This window comes from Nocardioides segetis (assembly GCF_051390595.1).
GTDB lineage: Bacteria > Actinomycetota > Actinomycetes > Propionibacteriales > Nocardioidaceae > Nocardioides.
Genome location: NZ_JBNINR010000005.1, coordinates 314,303 through 332,195 on the forward strand (window position 1 = coordinate 314,303; position 17,893 = coordinate 332,195).

The window sequence follows — 17,893 nt, forward strand, 5'->3', positions numbered from 1 at the left end:
TCGGGCTCAGCCCTGGAGCCCGCGCAGCTCGTCGTTGGTCCGCCGTACGGCGTCGCGCATCGCCGCCGGGTCGGGGCCGAGCCGCAGGACGCCCCGCGACGAGCTCGCCAGGACCTGGGCGGCGCTGGACCCGAAGATCCGACGGATGTCGTCGGTGGTGCCGCCCTGCTCGCCGTAGCCGGGTGCCAGGATCGGTCCGTTGAACGCCAGGTCGAGACCGCGGTCGTCCGCGAGGGTCGCGCCGACGACGGCCCCGAACGAGCCCAGCGGCACCGCGTCGGCGTTGAGCCGGCGCAGGTGGTCGAGCATCGTCGCGGCGACCGTCCGTCCGCCGGTGACCGCGTCCTGCACCTCGGGCCCCTCCGGATTGGAGGTCGCGGCCAACACGAAGAGTCCGGCGTCGTGCTTGACTGCCGTGTCGACGAAGGGCTGCAGGGACCCGAAGCCCAGGAAGGGGCTGACGGTGACCGCGTCGCAGGCCAGCGGCGAGGCGGGGTCGAGGTAGGCGTCGGCGTAGGCCTGCGAGGTCGAGCCGATGTCGCCGCGCTTGATGTCGAGGAGCACCAGCGCGCCGGCGGACCGCGCCGCGGCGACGACGCGCTCCAGGACCGCCACCCCCCGGCTGCCGAACCGCTCGTAGAACGCCGACTGCGGCTTCACGACGCTGCAGTACGGCGCCACGGCCTCGACCGCGCCGAGGGCGAACCGCTCGAGCCCGGCGACGTCGTCGTCGTAGCCCCAGGCGCGCAGCAGGGCGCCGTGGGGGTCGATGCCGACGCAGAACGGACCGCGGTCGCTGATCGCGGCATGGAGCCGGGCTCCGAAGGTCATGAGGGGATCCTCCGCAGGGCGTCGGGGCCGAGGTCGGCCAGGGCGGGGTAGCCGTCGACGGCCATGATCAGGTCGAGCTCGGCCTGGAGCGCGCGGACCTGGTGGACCGCGCCGGGAACGCCGCCGAGCGCCAGGGCGTAGGCGTAGGGCCGGCCGATCGCGACCGCGTCGGCACCGAGGGCGAGCGCCTTGACGACGTCGGCGCCGGTGCGCACGCCGGAGTCGAAGACCACCGGGGCACGGCCGTCGACCGCGGTCACGACGTCGGGCAGCCAGTCGAGGGCCGCTCCCCCGCCGTTGGCCTGCCGACCACCGTGGTTGGAGCAGTAGATGCCGTCGGCGCCCTCGTCGAGGGCGCGTCGCGCGTCGTCGGGATGGCAGATGCCCTTGAGCACGATCGGCAGGTCGGTGAGCGACCGCAGCCAGGGCAGGTCGTCCCAGGTGACCGGATGGCCGAACGTGCCGACCCAGGTCATCACGACGGTGCCGGGGTCCGGGTCCGGGCCGGTCATCTCCTGGAAGACCGGGTCCGAGGTGTAGTTGGCCAGCGCCTTGCCCCGCAGCTGCGGGAAGTTGCCGCTGGCGAGGTCGCGCGGCCGCCACCCGGGCACCCAAGTGTCGAGCGTGATCACGATCGCCTCGTAGCCGGCCTTCTCCGCCCGCTGCACGAGGCTGGCGGCGAGGTCGCGGTTCTTCGGCGTGTAGAGCTGGAACCACTTGCCCGCGTCGCCGGCCGCGGCGGCGACGTCCTCGAGCGGGTCGCTCATCAGCGTCGAGCCGATCAGGGGCACGCCGGTCGCCGCCGCCACCTCCGCGCCGTGGACGTCGCCGTGCTGGTCGGGCGTGCACAGGCCGAGGACGCCGATCGGCGCCAGCAGCAGCGGGCTGGCCAGCCGCCGGCCGAAGAGCTCGACGGACAGGTCGCGCTCGACCGGCGCACGGAGCATCCGGGGCACCAGCGCGTAGCGCTGGAAGGCAGCGACATTGGCCCGCTGGGTCGACTCGTCACCGGCGCCCCCGGCGACATAGGTCCGCAGCTCCGGCGGCAGCGCGGCGAGGGCCCGCGCCTCCAGGTCCGCGTAGTCGAAGGGATGGGCGGGGAGCACCCCGCCGAGCGCACCGAGGTACAGCTCGATCTGGTAGTCCCCGAAGCTCATCTCACAGGCCTTTCAGGATCCGGCGCGGCCACATCGGGCCACCGTAGATGAGAGCGCTGTAGGCCTGCACCAGGTCGGCACCGGCCGCGACCCGGGCACGGGCCTGCTCGGGCGTCCCGATGCCCCCGACGCCGATCAGCGTGAGCGCGGGTCCGACGCGGCCGCGCAGCAGCCGCAGCACCTCGGTCGAGCGCTCGCTGAGCGGCGCGCCGGACAGGCCCCCGGCGCCGATCTCCTCGACCTGCGCGGCGGGCGTGCGCAGCCCGTCGCGGGAGATCGTGGTGTTGGTCGCGATGATCCCTGCCAGGCCGAGGTCGAGCGCCATGTCGGCGACGGCGAGGACGTCCTCGTCGGACAGGTCCGGCGCGATCTTGACCAGCAACGGCAGCGGCGCGGCGGTCACCTCGTCGGCGGTACGACGGACGTGGCCGAGCAGCGGCGCGAGCTTCTCGACGGCCTGCAGGTTGCGCAGGCCGGGCGTGTTCGGCGAGCTCACGTTGACGACGAGGTAGTCCGCGTGGGGGGCGAGCAGCCGGGTGGATGTCTCGTAGTCGGCCTCGACCGCCGCCTGGTCGTCGTCGGGCACGACCTTGGACTTGCCGATGTTGACGCCGAGCACCAGGTCGCCGCGCCGCCGCTTCGCCAGCCGCGCGGCGACCGCGGTCGCCCCGTCGTTGTTGAAGCCCATCCGGTTGACGATCGCCCGGTCGTCGGGCAGGCGGAACAGCCGCGGGCGGGGGTTGCCCGGCTGGGCCAGCGCAGTGACCGTGCCGATCTCCACGTGCCCGAACCCGAAGGCGCCCATCCGGTCGTAGACCTGGGCGTTCTTGTCGAAGCCGGGGGCGAGACCGAGCCGGTTGCGGAAGGTCAGGCCCATCGCCCGCACCGGCGCGCCGCCAGGACCGGCGGGGATCGGCGCGCGGGACAGCAGCGGACCACCGGCCCGCAGCGCGTCGTACGTCAGGTGGTGCGCCCGCTCGGCGTCGACGCGGACCAGGACGTTGTCGAAGACCTTGTCGTAGAGCGTCACCGCGCCGCCTCGGCGGCCGCGTTCCACTCCTGCAGCGAGCGCACGCCGATCGCGCCCGCCCGGACCGCCGCGATGCCCTGGACGGCGGCAGCGAGGCCCTGGACGGTCGTGATGCACGGCGTCCCGGTCAGCACGGCCGAGGAGCGGATCTCGTAGCCGTCGACGCGGGAGTCGCCCCCGCCGGTCGACCCGTGGGGCGTGTTCACGATCAGGTCGATCTGACCGTCGAGGATCATCTGCACGACCGTCGGCTCGCCGTCGGGACCGGGGCCCTCGAAGTGCTTGCGGACGACGGTCGCCTGGATGCCGTTGCGGCGCAGCACGTCGGCGGTGCCCTGGGTCGCGAGGATCTCGAAGCCGTAGTCGACGAGCACGCGGGCCGGGAAGACCATGGTCCGCTTGTCGCGGTCGGCGATCGAGATGAACACCTTGCCCGCGGTCGGCAGGGGGCCGTACGCCGCGGCCTGGGACTTGCTGAACGCGGTGCCGAAGTCGGCGTCGAAGCCCATCACCTCGCCGGTCGACTTCATCTCTGGACCGAGCACGGTGTCGACGAACTGGCCGTCCTTGGTGCGGAACCGGTTGAACGGGAGCACCGCCTCCTTCACGGCGATGGGCGCGTCGGCGGGCAGGGTGCCGCCGTCGCCCTCGGCCGGGAGCACGCCCGCGGCCCGCAGCGCCGCGATCGGCTCCCCCAGCATCAGCCGGGCGGCGGCCTTGGCGAGCTGGGTGCCGGTCGCCTTGGAGACGAAGGGCACCGTGCGCGAGGCCCGCGGGTTGGCCTCGATGACGTAGAGCACGTCGGCGCCCAGCGCGAACTGGATGTTGATCAAACCACGGACTCCGACGCCCTCGGCGATCGCCTCGGTCGCCTCGCGGATCCGGCCGATCTCCGCGTTGCCGAGCGTGATCGGCGGCAGGGCGCAGGAGGAGTCGCCGGAGTGGATGCCGGCCTCCTCGATGTGCTCCATCACACCGCCGAGGAAGAGCTCGGTGCCGTCGTAGAGCGCGTCGACGTCGATCTCGACCGCGTCGTCGATGAACCGGTCGACCAGCACCGGCCGGTCGGGGCTGATCTCCGTGGCGGCCTCGATGTAGGCCTCCAGCGCGGCGTCGCTGTAGACGATCTGCATGCCGCGTCCGCCGAGGACGTACGACGGCCGCACCAGCACCGGGTAGCCGATCGAGTGCGCGATCGCCCGGGCCTCGTCGTACGACACGGCGGTGCCGTGCTTCGGCGCGACCAGGCCGGCCGCGGCGAGCACCCGCCCGAAGGCACCGCGCTCCTCGGCCAGGTCGATCGCCTCGGGGCTGGTGCCGACGATCGGGACGCCGGCGTCCTGCAGGCCCTGCGCGAGCCCGAGCGGGGTCTGACCACCGAGCGTGGCGATGACGCCGGCGATCGGGCCGGCGGCCTTCTCGGCCTCGTAGATCTCCAGCACGTCCTCGAGGGTGAGCGGCTCGAAGTAGAGCCGGTCGGAGGTGTCGTAGTCAGTGGAGACGGTCTCGGGGTTGCAGTTGACCATGATCGTCTCGTAGCCGGCCTCGGCCAGCGCGAGGGAGGCGTGGACGCAGGAGTAGTCGAACTCGATGCCCTGGCCGATCCGGTTGGGGCCGGAGCCGAGGATGATGACGGCCTGCTTGCCCTCGGCGCGCGGCTGGACCTCGGTCTCCTCGTCGTAGGACGAGTAGTAGTACGGCGTCTGCGCGGCGAACTCCGCGGCGCAGGTGTCGACGGTCTTGTAGACCGGTCGTACGCCCAGCGTCTGGCGGGCGATCCGGACCTCGGACTCCTTCAGGCCGCGGATGGCCGCGATCTGCGCGTCGGAGAACCCGTGCCTCTTGGCGAGCCGGAGGGCGTCGGCGTCGAGGGTCTCGGTCGCGGCGACCTTCGCGGCCACCTCGTCGATCAGGAAGAGCTGGTCGACGAACCAGGGGTCGATCCGGGTGGCGTCGTGGACGTCCTCCTGGCTGGCCCCGGCGCGGATCGCCTGCATGACCTTCTGCAGCCGTCCGTCGTGCGGGGCCCGGATCTGCTCCAGCAGCGCGGCCCGGTCGCCGACGGGCGAGGCCCAGTCGAACGGCGCTGCCTTGTTCTCCAGCGAGCGCAGGGCCTTGTTGAGCGCCTCGGTGAAGCTGCGGCCGATCGCCATCGCCTCACCGACCGACTTCATGTGGGTGGTCAGCGTCGGGTCGGCGGTGGGGAACTTCTCGAAGGCGAACCGCGGGACCTTCACCACGACGTAGTCGAGGGTCGGCTCGAACGACGCCGGCGTCTCCTGCGTGATGTCGTTCGGGATCTCGTCGAGGGTGTAGCCGACCGCGACCTTCGCGGCGATCTTGGCGATCGGGAAGCCGGTCGCCTTGGAGGCGAGCGCGGAGGAGCGCGACACCCGCGGGTTCATCTCGATGACGATGACGCGGCCGTCGGCGGGATTGACGGCGTACTGGATGTTGCAGCCGCCGGTGTCGACGCCGACCTCGCGGATGATGCCGATCGCCAGGTCGCGCAGGTGCTGGTACTCGCGGTCGGTGAGGGTCATCGCGGGCGCGACGGTGATCGAGTCGCCGGTGTGGACGCCCATCGGGTCGAAGTTCTCGATCGAGCAGATGATGACGACGTTGTCGGCCTTGTCGCGCATCACCTCCAGCTCGTACTCCTTCCAGCCGATGATCGACTCCTCGATGAGGACCTCGGTGGTCGGGCTGGCGGAGAGTCCGGCGCCGGCGATGCGGTGCATGTCGGCCTCGTCGTAGGCGATGCCGGAGCCGAGACCACCCATCGTGAAGGACGGACGGACCACGATCGGGAAGCCCAGCTCGGCGGCCGCGTCGGCGACCTCGTCCATCGAGTGACAGACGAAGGACCGCGCGACCTCGCCGCCGACCTTGTGCACGATGGCGTTGAAGAGCTCGCGGTTCTCGCCGCGGTGGATCGCCTCGAAGCTGGCGCCGATCATCTCGACGTCGTACTTCTCCAGGACGCCGTTCTCGTGCAGGGCGATGGCCGTGTTGAGCGCGGTCTGACCACCCAGGGTGGGCAGGATCGCATCGGGGCGCTCCTTGGCGATGACCTTCTCGACGAACTCGGGCGTGATGGGCTCGACGTAGGTGGCGTCGGCGAACTCCGGGTCGGTCATGATCGTCGCCGGGTTGGAGTTGACCAGGACGACCCGCAGGCCCTCCTCCTTGAGCACCCGGCACGCCTGGGTGCCGGAGTAGTCGAACTCGCAGGCCTGGCCGATGACGATCGGGCCGGACCCGATGACCAGGACGGACGTGATGTCGTCGCGCTTCGGCATCAGGCGTTCTCCTCCAGGAGCGTGGTGAAGCGGTCGAAGAGGTACGCCGCGTCGTGCGGGCCGGCGGCGGCCTCGGGGTGGTACTGGACGGAGAACGCCTTGAGCCTGCCCTCGGCATGCAGCTCGAGGCCCTCGACGACGTCGTCGTTGAGGCACACGTGGCTCACGGTGGCGGTGCCGTACGGCGTCTCGGTGGGGGTGTCGCGCGGTGCGTCGACCGCGAACCCGTGGTTGTGCGCGGTGACCTCGACCTTGCGGGTGGTCAGGTCCATCACCGGCTGGTTGATGCCCCGGTGGCCGTACTTCAGCTTGTAGGTGCCGAAGCCGAGCGCGCGCCCGAAGAGCTGGTTGCCGAAGCAGATGCCGAAGTAGGGCAGTCCGCGCTCCAGCGCCTGCTGGAGCAGCTCGACCTGGCCGGTCGTGGCGGCCGGGTCACCGGGGCCGTTGGAGAAGAACAGGCCGTCGGGGCGCACCGCCAGCACGTCGTCGATCGACGCGGTGGCCGGCAGCACGTGGACCTCGATGCCGCGCTCGCTCATCCGCTGCGGCGTCATGTCCTTGATGCCGAGGTCGAGCGCGGCCACGGTGAACCGCTTCTCCCCCTGCGCCTCGATGACGTACGCCTCCGCGGTGGAGACCGCCTCGGACAGGTTGGCGCCGCTCATCTCGGCGGACTCCCTGACCCGCGCGAGCAGGGCGTCCGGGTCGGTCTCGACCGTCGAGATGCCGACCCGCATGGCGCCGCGCTCACGCAGGTGGCGGGTGAGCGCTCGGGTGTCGATGCCCGAGATGCCGACCACGCCCTGCGCGCGCAGCTCGTCGTCGAGCGAGCGGCGCGAGCGCCAGTTGCTCGGGATGCGCGCCGGCTCCCTGACGACATACCCGGCGACCCAGATCCGCTTCGACTCCGGGTCCTCGTCGTTGACGCCGGTGTTGCCGATGTGCGGCGCGGTCATGACGACGACCTGGCGGTGGTACGACGGGTCGGTCAGCGTCTCCTGGTAGCCGGTCATGCCGGTGTTGAAGACGGCCTCGCCGAAGGTCTCCCCCTCGGCGCCGTAGGCCTCCCCGCGGAAGGCGCGTCCATCCTCGAGGACGAGCAGGGCGGGCTGGGACTGGGTCATGCGAGAGCTCCTTCGAGCACCGTGGGCGTGCCGCGCAGGAGCGTGGCGATCACCTTCCCGGTGAGCTTGCGGTCGTGCCAGGGGTTGTTGCGGCTCAGCGAGACGCTGGCGGCGCGGTCGACGACGACCTGGGCGGCCGGGTCGACCAGGGTGAGGTTGGCGGGCTCGCCGACGGCGATCGGCCGGCCGTGCTGGTCGTCGAGGCCGGCGATGCGGGCGGGATTGACGCTCATCGCGCGGGCGACGCCGGCCCAGTCGAGCAGGCCGTTCTCCACCATCACGGTGGTGACGACCGGCAGCGCGGTCTCGAGGCCGAGCATGCCGAAGGCGGCGTCGACGAACGCGTGCTCCTTGTCGTGGCGCGCGTGCGGCGCGTGGTCGGTCGCGACCGCGTCGATGGTGCCGTCGGCCAACGCCTCGCGCAGGGCCCGCACGTCCTCGTCGGGCCGCAGCGGGGGGTTCACCTTGAACGTCGGGTCGTAGCCCGCGAGGAGCTCGGTGGTGAGCAGCAGGTGGTGGGGCGTGACCTCGGCGGTGACGTCGATCCCCTGCGCCTTGGCCCAGCGGATCACCTCGACGCTACCGGCGGTCGACACGTGCGCGACGTGCACGCGGCTGCCGGTGTGCCGCGCGAGCATCACGTCACGGGCGACGATGACCTCCTCCGCGACGCCGGGCCAGCCGGGGAGACCGAGCCGCGCGGAGAGCTCGCCCTCGTGACAGCACGCGGTCGGGCCCGCCAGCGACGGGTCCTGGCTGTGCTGGCTGACCACCCCGCCGAACGCCTTGACGTACTCCAGCGCCCGGCGCATCACCCGCGGGTCGTGGACGCACTTCCCGTCGTCGGAGAAGACCCGCACCTTCGCCCGGCTGCGCGCCATCAGGCCCAGCTCGGCGAGCTCCTCGCCGGCCAGGCCCTTGGTGACCGCCCCGACCGGCTGGACGTCGACCAGCCCGGCGGCGCGACCGAGGTCGTGGACCCGCTCCGCCGCCTCGGCGGTGTCGGTGACCGGGCTGGTGTTGGCCATGGCGAGGACCGCGGTGAAGCCACCCACCGCGGCCGCACGCGAGCCGGTGAGCACCGTCTCGGCGTCCTCCCGGCCGGGCTCACGCAGGTGGGTGTGCAGGTCGACCAGGCCGGGCAGCAGGCGCAGCCCGGCGGCGTCGATGGTGCGGTCGGCCTTGGCCTTCAGCGAGCCGACCTCCGCGACGACGCCGTCGCGGACCAGGACGTCGGTGGTCGTGCCGTCGGACAGTGTGGCGCCCTTGATCAGGATGCTCATGAGGTCTCCTCACCGGCGAGCAGGTGGTAGAGCACGGACATGCGGACGGCGACACCGGCGGACACCTGGTCGAGGACGACCGAGTCGATCGCGTCGGCGGCGTCCGCGGAGATCTCCAGGCCGCGGTTCATCGGACCGGGGTGCAGGATGGGCGTGCCGGGCCGCAGCAGCGCGAGACGGTCGCGGGTCAGGCCGTAGCCGACGGTGTACTCGCGCGCGGTCGGGAAGAAGCCGCCGCTCATCCGCTCGCGCTGAACGCGCAGCATCATCACGGCGTCCGCATGCGGGAGCACCTCGTCGAGGTCGTAGCTGGTGGCGAAGCCCGCGGCCTTGGACCAGTCCCCGACGCCCGCCGGCATCAGGGTCGGCGGAGCGACGGCCGTGACCGTGGCGCCGAGCTTGATGAGGCTCTTGACGTTGCTGCGGAACACCCGGCTGTGGGTGAGGTCGCCGACGATCGCGACGTGCTTGCCCTCGAGGGTGCCGAGCCGGCGGGTGAGCGTGTAGCCGTCGAGCAGCGCCTGCGTCGGGTGCTCGTGGGTGCCGTCGCCCGCGTTGATCACCGGGACGTCGACCCATCGGCTGATCTGCTCGGCCGCGCCGCTCGCGCCGTGGCGGACCACCAGCCCGTCGACGCCCATGGCCGTCACCGTCAGCACGGTGTCGCGCAGGGACTCGCCCTTGCTCGCGCTGCTGCCCTTCGCGGACAGGTTGATCACGTCGGCGGAGAGCCACTTGCCCGCGATCTCGAAGCTGGACCGGGTGCGGGTGGAGTCCTCGAAGAAGAGGTTGATGACGGTGCGACCGCGCAGCGCCGGGAGCTTCTTGACCTGGCGCCGCTGCACGTCGTGCATCTCCGCCGCGGTCGTGAAGATCGCCTCGATGTCGTCGGGTGCCAGGTCGTCGATGGTCAGCAGGTGCTTGTTCACCGGATCCGCACCTCGTCCTCGCCGTCGGTCTCGACCAGACGCAGACTCACCCGCTCGCTGCGGGCCGTCGGCAGGTTCTTGCCGACGTGGTCCGCACGGATCGGGAGCTCGCGGTGACCGCGATCCACCAGCACCGCCAGCCGTACGGCGGCCGGCCGGCCCAGGTCCGAGAGCGCGTCGAGCGCGGCCCGGATGGTGCGGCCGCTGTAGAGCACGTCGTCGACCAGCACGACGGTCTTGCCGTCGATCCCACCCGCCGGCACCTGGGTGCGATGCGGGGCCCGGGTCGGGTTCGAGCGCAGGTCGTCGCGATACATCGTGACGTCGAGCTCGCCGGTGGCGACCGTCGTACCCTCGACCTGGGCGATGTTGTCGGCCAGGCGGCGCGCGAGCGGGACGCCCCGGGTGTGGAGCCCGAGAAGCAGAAGATCCTCGGCGCCCTTGTTGCGCTCGAGGATCTCATGGGAAATGCGGATCAACGCCCGGCTGATGTCGCCGGCGTCGAGGACGACGCGACCGGCGTCGGTGCCCTCGTGTGCCTTCGAGGTCTGCTGTGCAGGCAAGGCTGAACGGCCCTCCTTCTCCGCCTCACTGGACGGCTCGTTAAAGGATGTCGAACTGCGGATCACCCTACCTGCTCGGCCGGGCCGGCGGCGAACCGGGATCGGCGTGCCAGGCGTTGCGGTTTGGTCCCAAACCGCAACAATTCGGGGCCCGGACATGCGGTCTGTGCCCAATCGACGACTGGTCTGACCACCACGCGACGGAGGGACCCGGCCGGGCCAGGTCCCTCCACGAGCGCGGGCCGTCCTACTTGAAGGCGTCCTTCACCTTCTCGCCGGCCTGCTTGAGGTTGCCCTTGGCCTTGTCGACCTTGCCCTCGGCCTCGAGGTCCTCGTCGTCGGTGGCCTTCCCGGCCGCCTCCTTGGCCCTGCCGGCCATCTCCTCGGTCTTGTTGCTCAGCTTGTCGTCGAGACCCATCGTGGGCTCCTCTCGTCGTCGGGCGGCTGTCCCGTCTGGGGTACCCGGCCGACGGTCCGTGATCCGGGTGGCCGACGTCCTACAACGCGGCCGCCATGGCGGCGCACGCCCGCAGCCACGACCGCCGGGTGTCGGCGGACAGCTGGGCGTACGGGACGACCGAGCCGGACACCAGCGCCGGGTCGTAGGGCACCCGGTAGACGCCCCGCGTGCGCTGCTCGTAGACCTGCACGAGGTCCCGCGCCAGCGCCTCGTCGACCTTCGGGCTCGGGTCGGAGAGCACCGTGATCGTCTTGTACTTCAGGTTCTCGTGCCCCGCGTCCTGCAGCGCGTCGAGCATCCACAGCCCGCTGTAGCCGGTGTCCTCGCGCACCGTGCTGGTGACGACGAGCAGATCGGCCGCGTCCGCCGCGGCCAGCCAGTTCTCCGCGCGCAGGTTGTTGCCGGTGTCGATGAGCAGGATCCGGTAGAAGCGCTCGAGCAGCGCGTGGACCTCGCGGAAGTCCTCCGCGTGGATGACGCCCGTGACGTCGGGGCGCTCGTCGGAGGCCAGGACGTCGAAGTGGGCGTCGCCCTGGGAGCGGACGAAGGCGCCGAGGTCGCCGATCCGGGACTGGTGGACGTCGGTGAACCGGCCGAGGTCGTCGAGCAGCTCCCGGGTCGTGTTGCGGTGGTGGCCGCGCGCACCGCGGATCCCCAGCGTCCCTCGCGTCTCGTTGTTGTCCCAGCCGATCACGCCACCACCGCGGACCGTGCCGAAGGTGTAGCCGGCGGCCAGCACGCTCGTGGTCTTCGCGGCGCCGCCCTTGGGGTTGACGAAGGCGATGGTGCGCGGGCCGTCGAAGTCCTTCTGGATGGCGGCCCGGTCGGCCTCGTAGGCCCGCTCCCGGGCGCCCATGGCCGGCTTGACCAGGCCACCGCTCCAGCGGCGTACCCGGCCGCGCCAGCCCCAGGTCGCCGGGCCCGGCGCCGCCCCTCCCTCGCGCCGGTCGAGGAAGTCCGTGGCGCTCATGAACCTCCGCGGCTCGCTCGCCGGAGCAGGGGCGGGAGGCACCCCCTGGGGCGTCGGGGCCGCGGGTACGCCGGCCGGCGGGCCGCCCGGCGGCGGGCCCGTGGGCGGCAGACCGCTGGGCGGCGGAGCGCTGGGCGGCGGACCGACGGGAGTGGGCGCACCGGCGTGGAGTCCCCGGACGGACGTGTGCTCGTCAGCCGGCGCGGAGACCGGCGCGGAGACTGGCGCCCCGTCCGGCGCGGACGCCGGTCGGGCTCCGAGCGGGTCGGTGAGCGGATCGAACAGGGGGTCGGTCGACGAGTGACTCACGAGTACCTCCGAGATAGGCAGCGGTCGCCCGCCAACCTACCCCGGCCCGCCGGGGTCAGGACACGTCCGACAGTGCCGTCTCGATCGCTCGGTGGAAGGTGGGATAGGCGAAGTGCATCCCCCGCAGCGTCGCGAGCGGGACCTCGGCGTGCACGGCGGTGACCAGCATGCCGATGATCTCGCCGCCGGCGGGACCGACGGCGGTCGCTCCGACCAGCACGCCGCGGTCGAGGTCGGCCACGACCTTGACCAGGCCGTCGTTGCCCGCCTTGTGGATCCAGCCGCGGCTCGACTCCGGCAGCGGCGCCGAGCCGGTGCCGACCCGCAGGCCCGCGCCCCGCGCCTGGTCCTCGGTCATGCCGACCGAGCCGACCTCGGGATCGGTGAACGTGGCTCGGGCGACCGCGCGGTAGTCGGCCCACGGCCCGTCCTCACCGGTGAGGTCGCGGATCGCGACCTGCGCCTGGTACATCGACATGTGCGTGAAGGCGCCCTTGCCGGTGATGTCACCGACCGCCCACACGCCGTCGGTGCCACGCACCCGCATCCGCTCGTCGACGTCGATGGAGCGCGCCGAGGGGTCGAGTCCGGCCGTGTCGAGTCCGACATCCCCCAGGTTGGTGCGCCGCCCGGCGGCCACGAGCAGCGCCTGGGCGTCGAGCGACGTGCCGTCGGCGAGGCCGACGCGAAAGGCTCCGTCGTGCGCGACCGAGGTGACTCCGGTCCCGGCCCGGACGGCGATGCCCTCGGCCTCCAGCGCCCGGGCGACGACGGCGCTGGCCTCCGGCTCCTCGGGGCCGAGGATCCGCTCCCCCGCCTCGACGACGACCACCTCGACCCCGAACCGGGAGAACGCCTGGGCGAGCTCGCAGCCGATCGCGCCACCGCCGAGCACGACCAGGCTGCTCGGCAGCTCGCGGAGCCGGACGGCGTCCCGGTTGGTCCAGTACGGCGTCCCGGCGAGCCCGTCGATGGGCGGAACGGCGGGCTCGGTGCCGGTGTTGAGCACCACGCCCCGACGTACGACGACCTCCTGGTCGCCCCCGTCGGTCTCGATCACCACGCGGCCGGCGCCGGCGAGCCGGGCGTGGCCGCGCACGAATCGCGCGCCGGACTTCTCCAACCGCTCGACCGCGACCCTGTCGTCCCAGTCGTCCGTCGCCTCGTCGCGGATCCGGTCGGCCACCGTCGTCCAGTCCGGCGCGACCTCGGCGGTGCCGCCCAGGAGGGGCACCCGCCGGGCCTCGGCCAGTGCGTCAGCGGCCCGGATCATCATCTTCGACGGGATGCAGCCGAAGTAGGGGCATTCGCCACCGACGAGCCGGCGGTCGACCCCGACCACCGACAGTCCCGCCCGGGCGAGCGAGGCGGCGAGGTGCTCACCGCCCGGCCCGAGTCCGATGACGACGACGTCGGCTTCCCGCTGGCCTGTCATGGCGCCACAGTGGCACAGCCGGCAAGGACGGGCCAAGGGGCCCGCGCGGAGGCCGCGGCGTCGTCGAGAGGTCGTCGGGAGCTCGTCGATTGGGCACAAACCGCATGCCCGAGGCCCGAATTGTCGCGGTTTGGTCCCTAACCGCATCAGGTCAGGTGGTCAGACCAGTGACGCCTTCTTGCGCTGGATCGCGCCGAGCACCCCGTTGACGAACGCCGGCGAGTCGTCGGTGGACAGCTCGCGGACCAGGCCCATGGCCTCGGTGACGGCGACGGTGTCGGGGACGTCGTCGGCCCACAACAGCTCCCACACGCCGATCCGCAGGACGTTGCGGTCGACGGCGGGCATCCGGGCGAGGCTCCAGTCGGTGGAGAACTCCTCGAGCACCTCGTCGATCCGGGCGCGGCGCTCGCTCACGCCGCGCACGATCACGGCGGTGTAGGGGTTCGCCGGGGCCTCGCCCTCGGCGGTGACCCGCTCGAGCGCCTCGGCGCCCGTCTCGCCGCGCAGGTCGGCGGCGTAGAGGACGTCGAGGGCGCGCTTGCGGGCCTTGGTCCGGGCTCCCACGAGGTGGATCAGCCCTTCACGCGGGAGAGGTACGAGCCGCCCTCGCGGGTGTCGACCTTGATCTTCTCGCCCTGCTCGATGAACAGCGGGACCTGGATCTCGGCGCCGGTCTCGAGGGTGGCGGGCTTGGTGCGGCCGGTGGCCGAGTCGCCGACGACACCCGGCTCGGTGTAGGAGACGACGAGCTCGACCGAGGCGGGCATCTCGATGAAGAGGACCCGGCCCTCGTTGGTAGCCAGGATGACCTCCTGGTTCTCGAGGAGGAAGCCGGCGGCGTCGCCGACGATCGACGGGTCGACCTCGACCTGGTCGTAGTCCTGGACGTCCATGAAGACGAAGTTGGTGCCGTCGTTGTAGAGGTACTGGAAGGAGCGGCGGTCGACCGTGGCGGTCTCGACCTTGGTGCCGGCGTTGAAGGTCTTGTCGACGTTCTTGCCGGACTCGACGTGCTTGAGCTTGGTGCGGACGAACGCGGGACCCTTGCCCGGCTTCACGTGCTGGAACTCCACCACCTGCCAGAGCTGGCCCTCCAGGTTGAGAACCATGCCGTTCTTGAGGTCGTTCGTCGTTGCCATGCGTCAGCCTTCTCTGGAGGTGTCGAAGATCGGGTGGCCGCAGCGCCACCTCAGACGGGGCGCACCGGGGCCAGCGGGAGAGTCTAGTGCGCGCCGTGGGCTGCGATGAATTCGAGCGCCTGCCGGTATCCGTCGATGCCCTCGCCCTCGATGACCTTCGCGGCGTGCGGCGTGACGACCGAGGTGTGCCGGAACTCCTCAGGGCGCTTCGACGGCGCGCTGATGTGCACCTCGACCAGCGGGGCGGTGAGCTGGGCGCAGGCGTCGTAGAGCGCGTACGAGTAGTGGGTCCAGGCACCGGCGTTGAGTACGACCGGCCAGGCGCGGTCGGCAGCGATGTTGAGCCAGTCGAGGAGCTGACCCTCGTGGTTGGTCTGGGAGAAGTGGATCTTGAGGCCGAACTCCTTGCCCCACGCCGGCAGCAGGCGGTCCTGCAGGTCGGCGTGGGTGGTGCTGCCGTAGATCTCGGGCTGGCGCCGTCCCAGGCGGCCGAGGTTGGGGCCGTTGAGCACGTAGACGTCGGGCTTGGCCATGATCAGGATCCTGCCCCAGCCGACAGGGCGGCGTACGCCGCCCGCAGGTCGGCCTCGGAGGGTCCGGCCAGCACGACGGGGCGGGCCAGGTCCTCCAGGACGACGAACCGGAGCTGGCTGCCGCGGGCCTTCTTGTCGACCCGCATCGCGGCGAGCAGGGTGTCGAAGTCGACGCCCGCCCAGCCCGCCACCGACGTCGGCAGTCCGACCCGGCCGAACGCCGTGCGGTGGCGGTCGACCAGCTCGGGCGACAGTCCGCCGGCCCGCGCAGCCAGCTCGGCGACGTACACACAGCCCAGGGCAACCGCCTCGCCGTGGCGCACGGAGTAGTCGGTGGCCTTCTCGATGGCGTGGGCCAGCGTGTGGCCGTAGTTGAGGACCTCACGGCCCGGGTGGCCGTCGGCTCCCCCGGTCTCCCTGAGGTCGCCGGCGACGACGTCGGCCTTCACCCGGATCGCCCGCTCGACCAGCTCCCGGAGCACCGGCGAGTCGGTCGTGAGGTCCGACGGGTCGGTGGACTCGACGAGCTCGAGGATCCGGGGATCGGCGATGAAGCCGCACTTCACGACCTCGCCGAGGCCGGCCACGAACTCGGCGCGCGGCAGCGTGGCGAGCAGCGCGAGGTCGCACAGCACGCCGGCCGGCTCGTGGAACGAGCCGACCAGGTTCTTGCCGGCCGGGCTGTTGATGCCGGTCTTGCCCCCGACGGCGGCGTCGACCATGGCGAGCACCGTCGTGGGAATGTGCACGACCGCGACGCCCCGCAGCCAGGTCGCGGCCACGAACCCTCCGAGGTCGGTGGTCGCGCCGCCGCCCAGTGTGACCACGGCGTCGGAGCGGGTGAACCCCTCCTCGCCGAGCGACTCCCAGCAGGCCGCGGCGACCTCCCAGTTCTTCGCCTCCTCGCCGTCGGGGACCTGGAGCACGATGACGTCGAGGCCCTCGAGCAGGTCCGCGAACGGCTCAAGCAGGTCCTCCAGCGACTCCGGCGTGATGATCGCGACCCGCTGGACGCCCGGCGGGAGCAGCCCGCGGAGACGGTCGAGGACGCCGTGGCCGACCACGACGTCGTACGGCGCCGCGGTGGCCACGCGGATGAGGGTGCTGTCGTTCGGTGTGCTCATGCGGGGTCTCCCTGGAGGGCGGTGACGACCTCGGCCGCGATCTCGGCGGGCTCGCGACCGTCGGTCTCGACGGTGATCCGGGCGAGGCTCTCGTAGACGGGGGTGCGCTCGTCGAGGAGCTGCTTGACCCGGGCCCGGACGTTGCCGAGCAGGAGGGGACGGCCGGTGCCGAGGCCGACCCGCTTGACGGCGTCGGCGAGGCCGACGCGGAGGAACACGACCCGGTGGGAGGCGAGCAGCGCCCGTGTCGCCGGGTCGAGGACGGCGCCGCCGCCCAGCGAGAGCACTCCGTCGTACTCGGCGAGGACCCGCGCCACGGTCGCCCGCTCGAGCGCGCGGAAGGCGGCCTCGCCGTCCTCGACGAAGATGTCCTGGACCGACTTGCCGGCCTGCTCCTCGACGAGCTCGTCGCTGTCCGCGAACCCGACCCCGAGCGTCGCCGCGACCCGCCGGCCCACGGTCGTCTTCCCGGCGCCCATGGTGCCGATCAGGACCGCGCGCGGCCCGCCCGCATCGCTCACCTGAACCGGAGCGTGTCGAGGTAGGACTGCACGTTGCGCCGGGTCTCCTGCACGGAGTCGCCGCCGAACTTCTCCAGCACGGCCTGGGCGAGCACGAGGGCCACCATCGCCTCGGCGACGATGCCGGCGGCGGGCACCGCGCACACGTCGGAGCGCTGGTGGTGGGCGACCGCCTCCTCGCCGGTGGCGAGGTCGACGGTGCGCAGGGCGCGCGGGACCGTCGCGATCGGCTTCATCGCGGCGCGCACCCGCAGGATCTCGCCGGTCGTCATCCCGCCCTCGGTGCCGCCCGAGCGCCCCGACACCCGGCGCAGGCCGTCCTCGGTCGGGACGATCTCGTCGTGGGCGAGGGAGCCGGGGGTGGCCGCGAGCTCGAAGCCGTCGCCGACCTCGACGCCCTTGATCGCCTGGATGCCCATGAGCGCGCCGGCGAGCCGGGCGTCGAGACGTCGGTCCCAGTGCACGTGGGACCCGAGGCCCGGCGGCAGTCCGTGCACGACGACCTCGACGACGCCACCGAGCGTGTCGCCGTCCTTGTGCGCCTGGTCGATCCGCTCGACCATCTGCTTCGAGCCGTCCGGGTCGAGACAGCGGACCGGGTCGGCGTCGAGGCGGGCGACGTCGTCGGGCGACGGCAGCTCGGCGGACGGGGTGCGCACCCCGCCGATCTCGAGCACGTGACTGACGATCCGCGCCCCGGTCGCCTGCTCGACGAAGTTGCTGGCGACCCGTCCCAGGGCGACCCGGGCCGCGGTCTCGCGGGCGGAGGCGCGCTCGAGGATCGGCCGGGCGTCGGCGAAGTCGTACTTCTGCATGCCGGCCAGGTCGGCGTGCCCCGGCCGCGGACGGGTCAGCGCGGCGTTGCGCGCCTGGCCCTCGAGGATCACGGGGTCGACCGGGTCGGCCGCCATCACGGTCTCCCACTTGGGCCACTCGGTGTTGCCGACCTGGATCGCGACCGGTCCGCCCTGGGTGCGGCCGTGCCGCACACCGCCGGTGATGGTCACCTCGTCGGCCTCGAACTTCATCCGCGCGCCCCGGCCGTAGCCGAGCCGCCGACGGGCGAGCGAGTCGGAGATGTCCTCGGTCGTCACCTCGACGTGGGCGGGCAGGCCCTCGAGGATCGCGACCAGGGAGGGGCCGTGGGACTCCCCCGCAGTCAGCCAGCGCAACATGCGCA

General features: G+C 72.3%; 17 protein-coding genes. All 17 read right to left on the reverse strand.

Annotated elements, in window-relative coordinates:
• Nucleotides 1-6 precede the first annotated feature (6 nt).
• The 17 genes from pyrF to aroC all read right to left on the reverse strand — a co-directional run bounded on the left by pyrF (nucleotide 7) and on the right by aroC (nucleotide 17,888).
• The gene (gene pyrF / locus ACPZVR_RS12180; protein ID WP_436699853.1) at nucleotides 7-831 is read right to left on the reverse strand and encodes an orotidine-5'-phosphate decarboxylase; all 825 of its coding nucleotides are present in this window, start codon (nucleotides 829-831) and stop codon (nucleotides 7-9) included.
• Nucleotides 828-1,988 (reverse strand): alpha-hydroxy-acid oxidizing protein, encoded by a 1,161-nt coding sequence (locus ACPZVR_RS12185; protein ID WP_436699854.1) that lies wholly within the window; start codon nucleotides 1,986-1,988, stop codon nucleotides 828-830. Before ACPZVR_RS12185 ends, pyrF begins: the two co-directional genes overlap by 4 nt.
• A gap of 1 nt (nucleotide 1,989) precedes the next feature.
• On the reverse strand, nucleotides 1,990-3,018 hold the full coding sequence (locus ACPZVR_RS12190; protein WP_436699855.1) for a quinone-dependent dihydroorotate dehydrogenase: 1,029 nt from the start codon (nucleotides 3,016-3,018) through the stop codon (nucleotides 1,990-1,992).
• Nucleotides 3,015-6,320, reverse strand: coding sequence for a carbamoyl-phosphate synthase large subunit (gene carB / locus ACPZVR_RS12195; protein ID WP_436699856.1), 3,306 nt, complete (start codon nucleotides 6,318-6,320; stop codon nucleotides 3,015-3,017). Before carB ends, ACPZVR_RS12190 begins: the two co-directional genes overlap by 4 nt.
• Nucleotides 6,320-7,444 (reverse strand): glutamine-hydrolyzing carbamoyl-phosphate synthase small subunit, encoded by a 1,125-nt coding sequence (gene carA / locus ACPZVR_RS12200; protein WP_436699857.1) that lies wholly within the window; start codon nucleotides 7,442-7,444, stop codon nucleotides 6,320-6,322. The genes carB and carA overlap by 1 nt, the downstream gene beginning before the upstream one ends.
• Nucleotides 7,441-8,727 (reverse strand): dihydroorotase, encoded by a 1,287-nt coding sequence (locus tag ACPZVR_RS12205; protein WP_436699858.1) that lies wholly within the window; start codon nucleotides 8,725-8,727, stop codon nucleotides 7,441-7,443. The genes carA and ACPZVR_RS12205 overlap by 4 nt, the downstream gene beginning before the upstream one ends.
• Complete coding sequence (locus ACPZVR_RS12210) at nucleotides 8,724-9,656, reverse strand: aspartate carbamoyltransferase catalytic subunit (protein WP_436699859.1); 933 nt, start codon at nucleotides 9,654-9,656, stop codon at nucleotides 8,724-8,726. Before ACPZVR_RS12210 ends, ACPZVR_RS12205 begins: the two co-directional genes overlap by 4 nt.
• Nucleotides 9,653-10,219 (reverse strand): bifunctional pyr operon transcriptional regulator/uracil phosphoribosyltransferase PyrR, encoded by a 567-nt coding sequence (pyrR, locus tag ACPZVR_RS12215; RefSeq protein ID WP_436699860.1) that lies wholly within the window; start codon nucleotides 10,217-10,219, stop codon nucleotides 9,653-9,655. Before pyrR ends, ACPZVR_RS12210 begins: the two co-directional genes overlap by 4 nt.
• A gap of 247 nt (nucleotides 10,220-10,466) precedes the next feature.
• Nucleotides 10,467-10,637 (reverse strand): CsbD family protein, encoded by a 171-nt coding sequence (locus tag ACPZVR_RS12220; protein ID WP_436699861.1) that lies wholly within the window; start codon nucleotides 10,635-10,637, stop codon nucleotides 10,467-10,469.
• 79 nt (nucleotides 10,638-10,716) lie between these two features.
• Complete coding sequence (locus tag ACPZVR_RS12225) at nucleotides 10,717-11,649, reverse strand: MinD/ParA family ATP-binding protein (RefSeq protein ID WP_436699862.1); 933 nt, start codon at nucleotides 11,647-11,649, stop codon at nucleotides 10,717-10,719.
• A 364-nt stretch (nucleotides 11,650-12,013) separates the two neighbouring features.
• Complete coding sequence (locus ACPZVR_RS12230) at nucleotides 12,014-13,393, reverse strand: dihydrolipoyl dehydrogenase family protein (RefSeq protein WP_436699863.1); 1,380 nt, start codon at nucleotides 13,391-13,393, stop codon at nucleotides 12,014-12,016.
• 159 nt (nucleotides 13,394-13,552) lie between these two features.
• Nucleotides 13,553-13,960, reverse strand: coding sequence for a transcription antitermination factor NusB (nusB, locus tag ACPZVR_RS12235; RefSeq protein WP_436699864.1), 408 nt, complete (start codon nucleotides 13,958-13,960; stop codon nucleotides 13,553-13,555).
• Nucleotides 13,961-13,968: 8 nt separating this feature from the next.
• Nucleotides 13,969-14,535, reverse strand: coding sequence for an elongation factor P (gene efp, locus ACPZVR_RS12240; protein ID WP_436699865.1), 567 nt, complete (start codon nucleotides 14,533-14,535; stop codon nucleotides 13,969-13,971).
• Nucleotides 14,536-14,618: 83 nt separating this feature from the next.
• A complete protein-coding gene (locus ACPZVR_RS12245; RefSeq protein ID WP_436699866.1) occupies nucleotides 14,619-15,068 on the reverse strand; it encodes a type II 3-dehydroquinate dehydratase in 450 nt (149 codons plus the stop codon).
• Between the two features lie 2 nt (nucleotides 15,069-15,070).
• Nucleotides 15,071-16,192 carry a 3-dehydroquinate synthase gene (gene aroB / locus ACPZVR_RS12250; RefSeq protein ID WP_436699867.1) on the reverse strand — a complete coding sequence of 374 codons (1,122 nt, stop codon included), beginning with the start codon at nucleotides 16,190-16,192 and terminating at the stop codon, nucleotides 15,071-15,073.
• The gene (locus tag ACPZVR_RS12255; RefSeq protein WP_436699868.1) at nucleotides 16,189-16,713 is read right to left on the reverse strand and encodes a shikimate kinase; all 525 of its coding nucleotides are present in this window, start codon (nucleotides 16,711-16,713) and stop codon (nucleotides 16,189-16,191) included. Before ACPZVR_RS12255 ends, aroB begins: the two co-directional genes overlap by 4 nt.
• Nucleotides 16,710-17,888, reverse strand: coding sequence for a chorismate synthase (gene aroC, locus ACPZVR_RS12260; protein ID WP_436699869.1), 1,179 nt, complete (start codon nucleotides 17,886-17,888; stop codon nucleotides 16,710-16,712). Before aroC ends, ACPZVR_RS12255 begins: the two co-directional genes overlap by 4 nt.
• Between the last annotated feature and the right edge of the window lie 5 nt (nucleotides 17,889-17,893).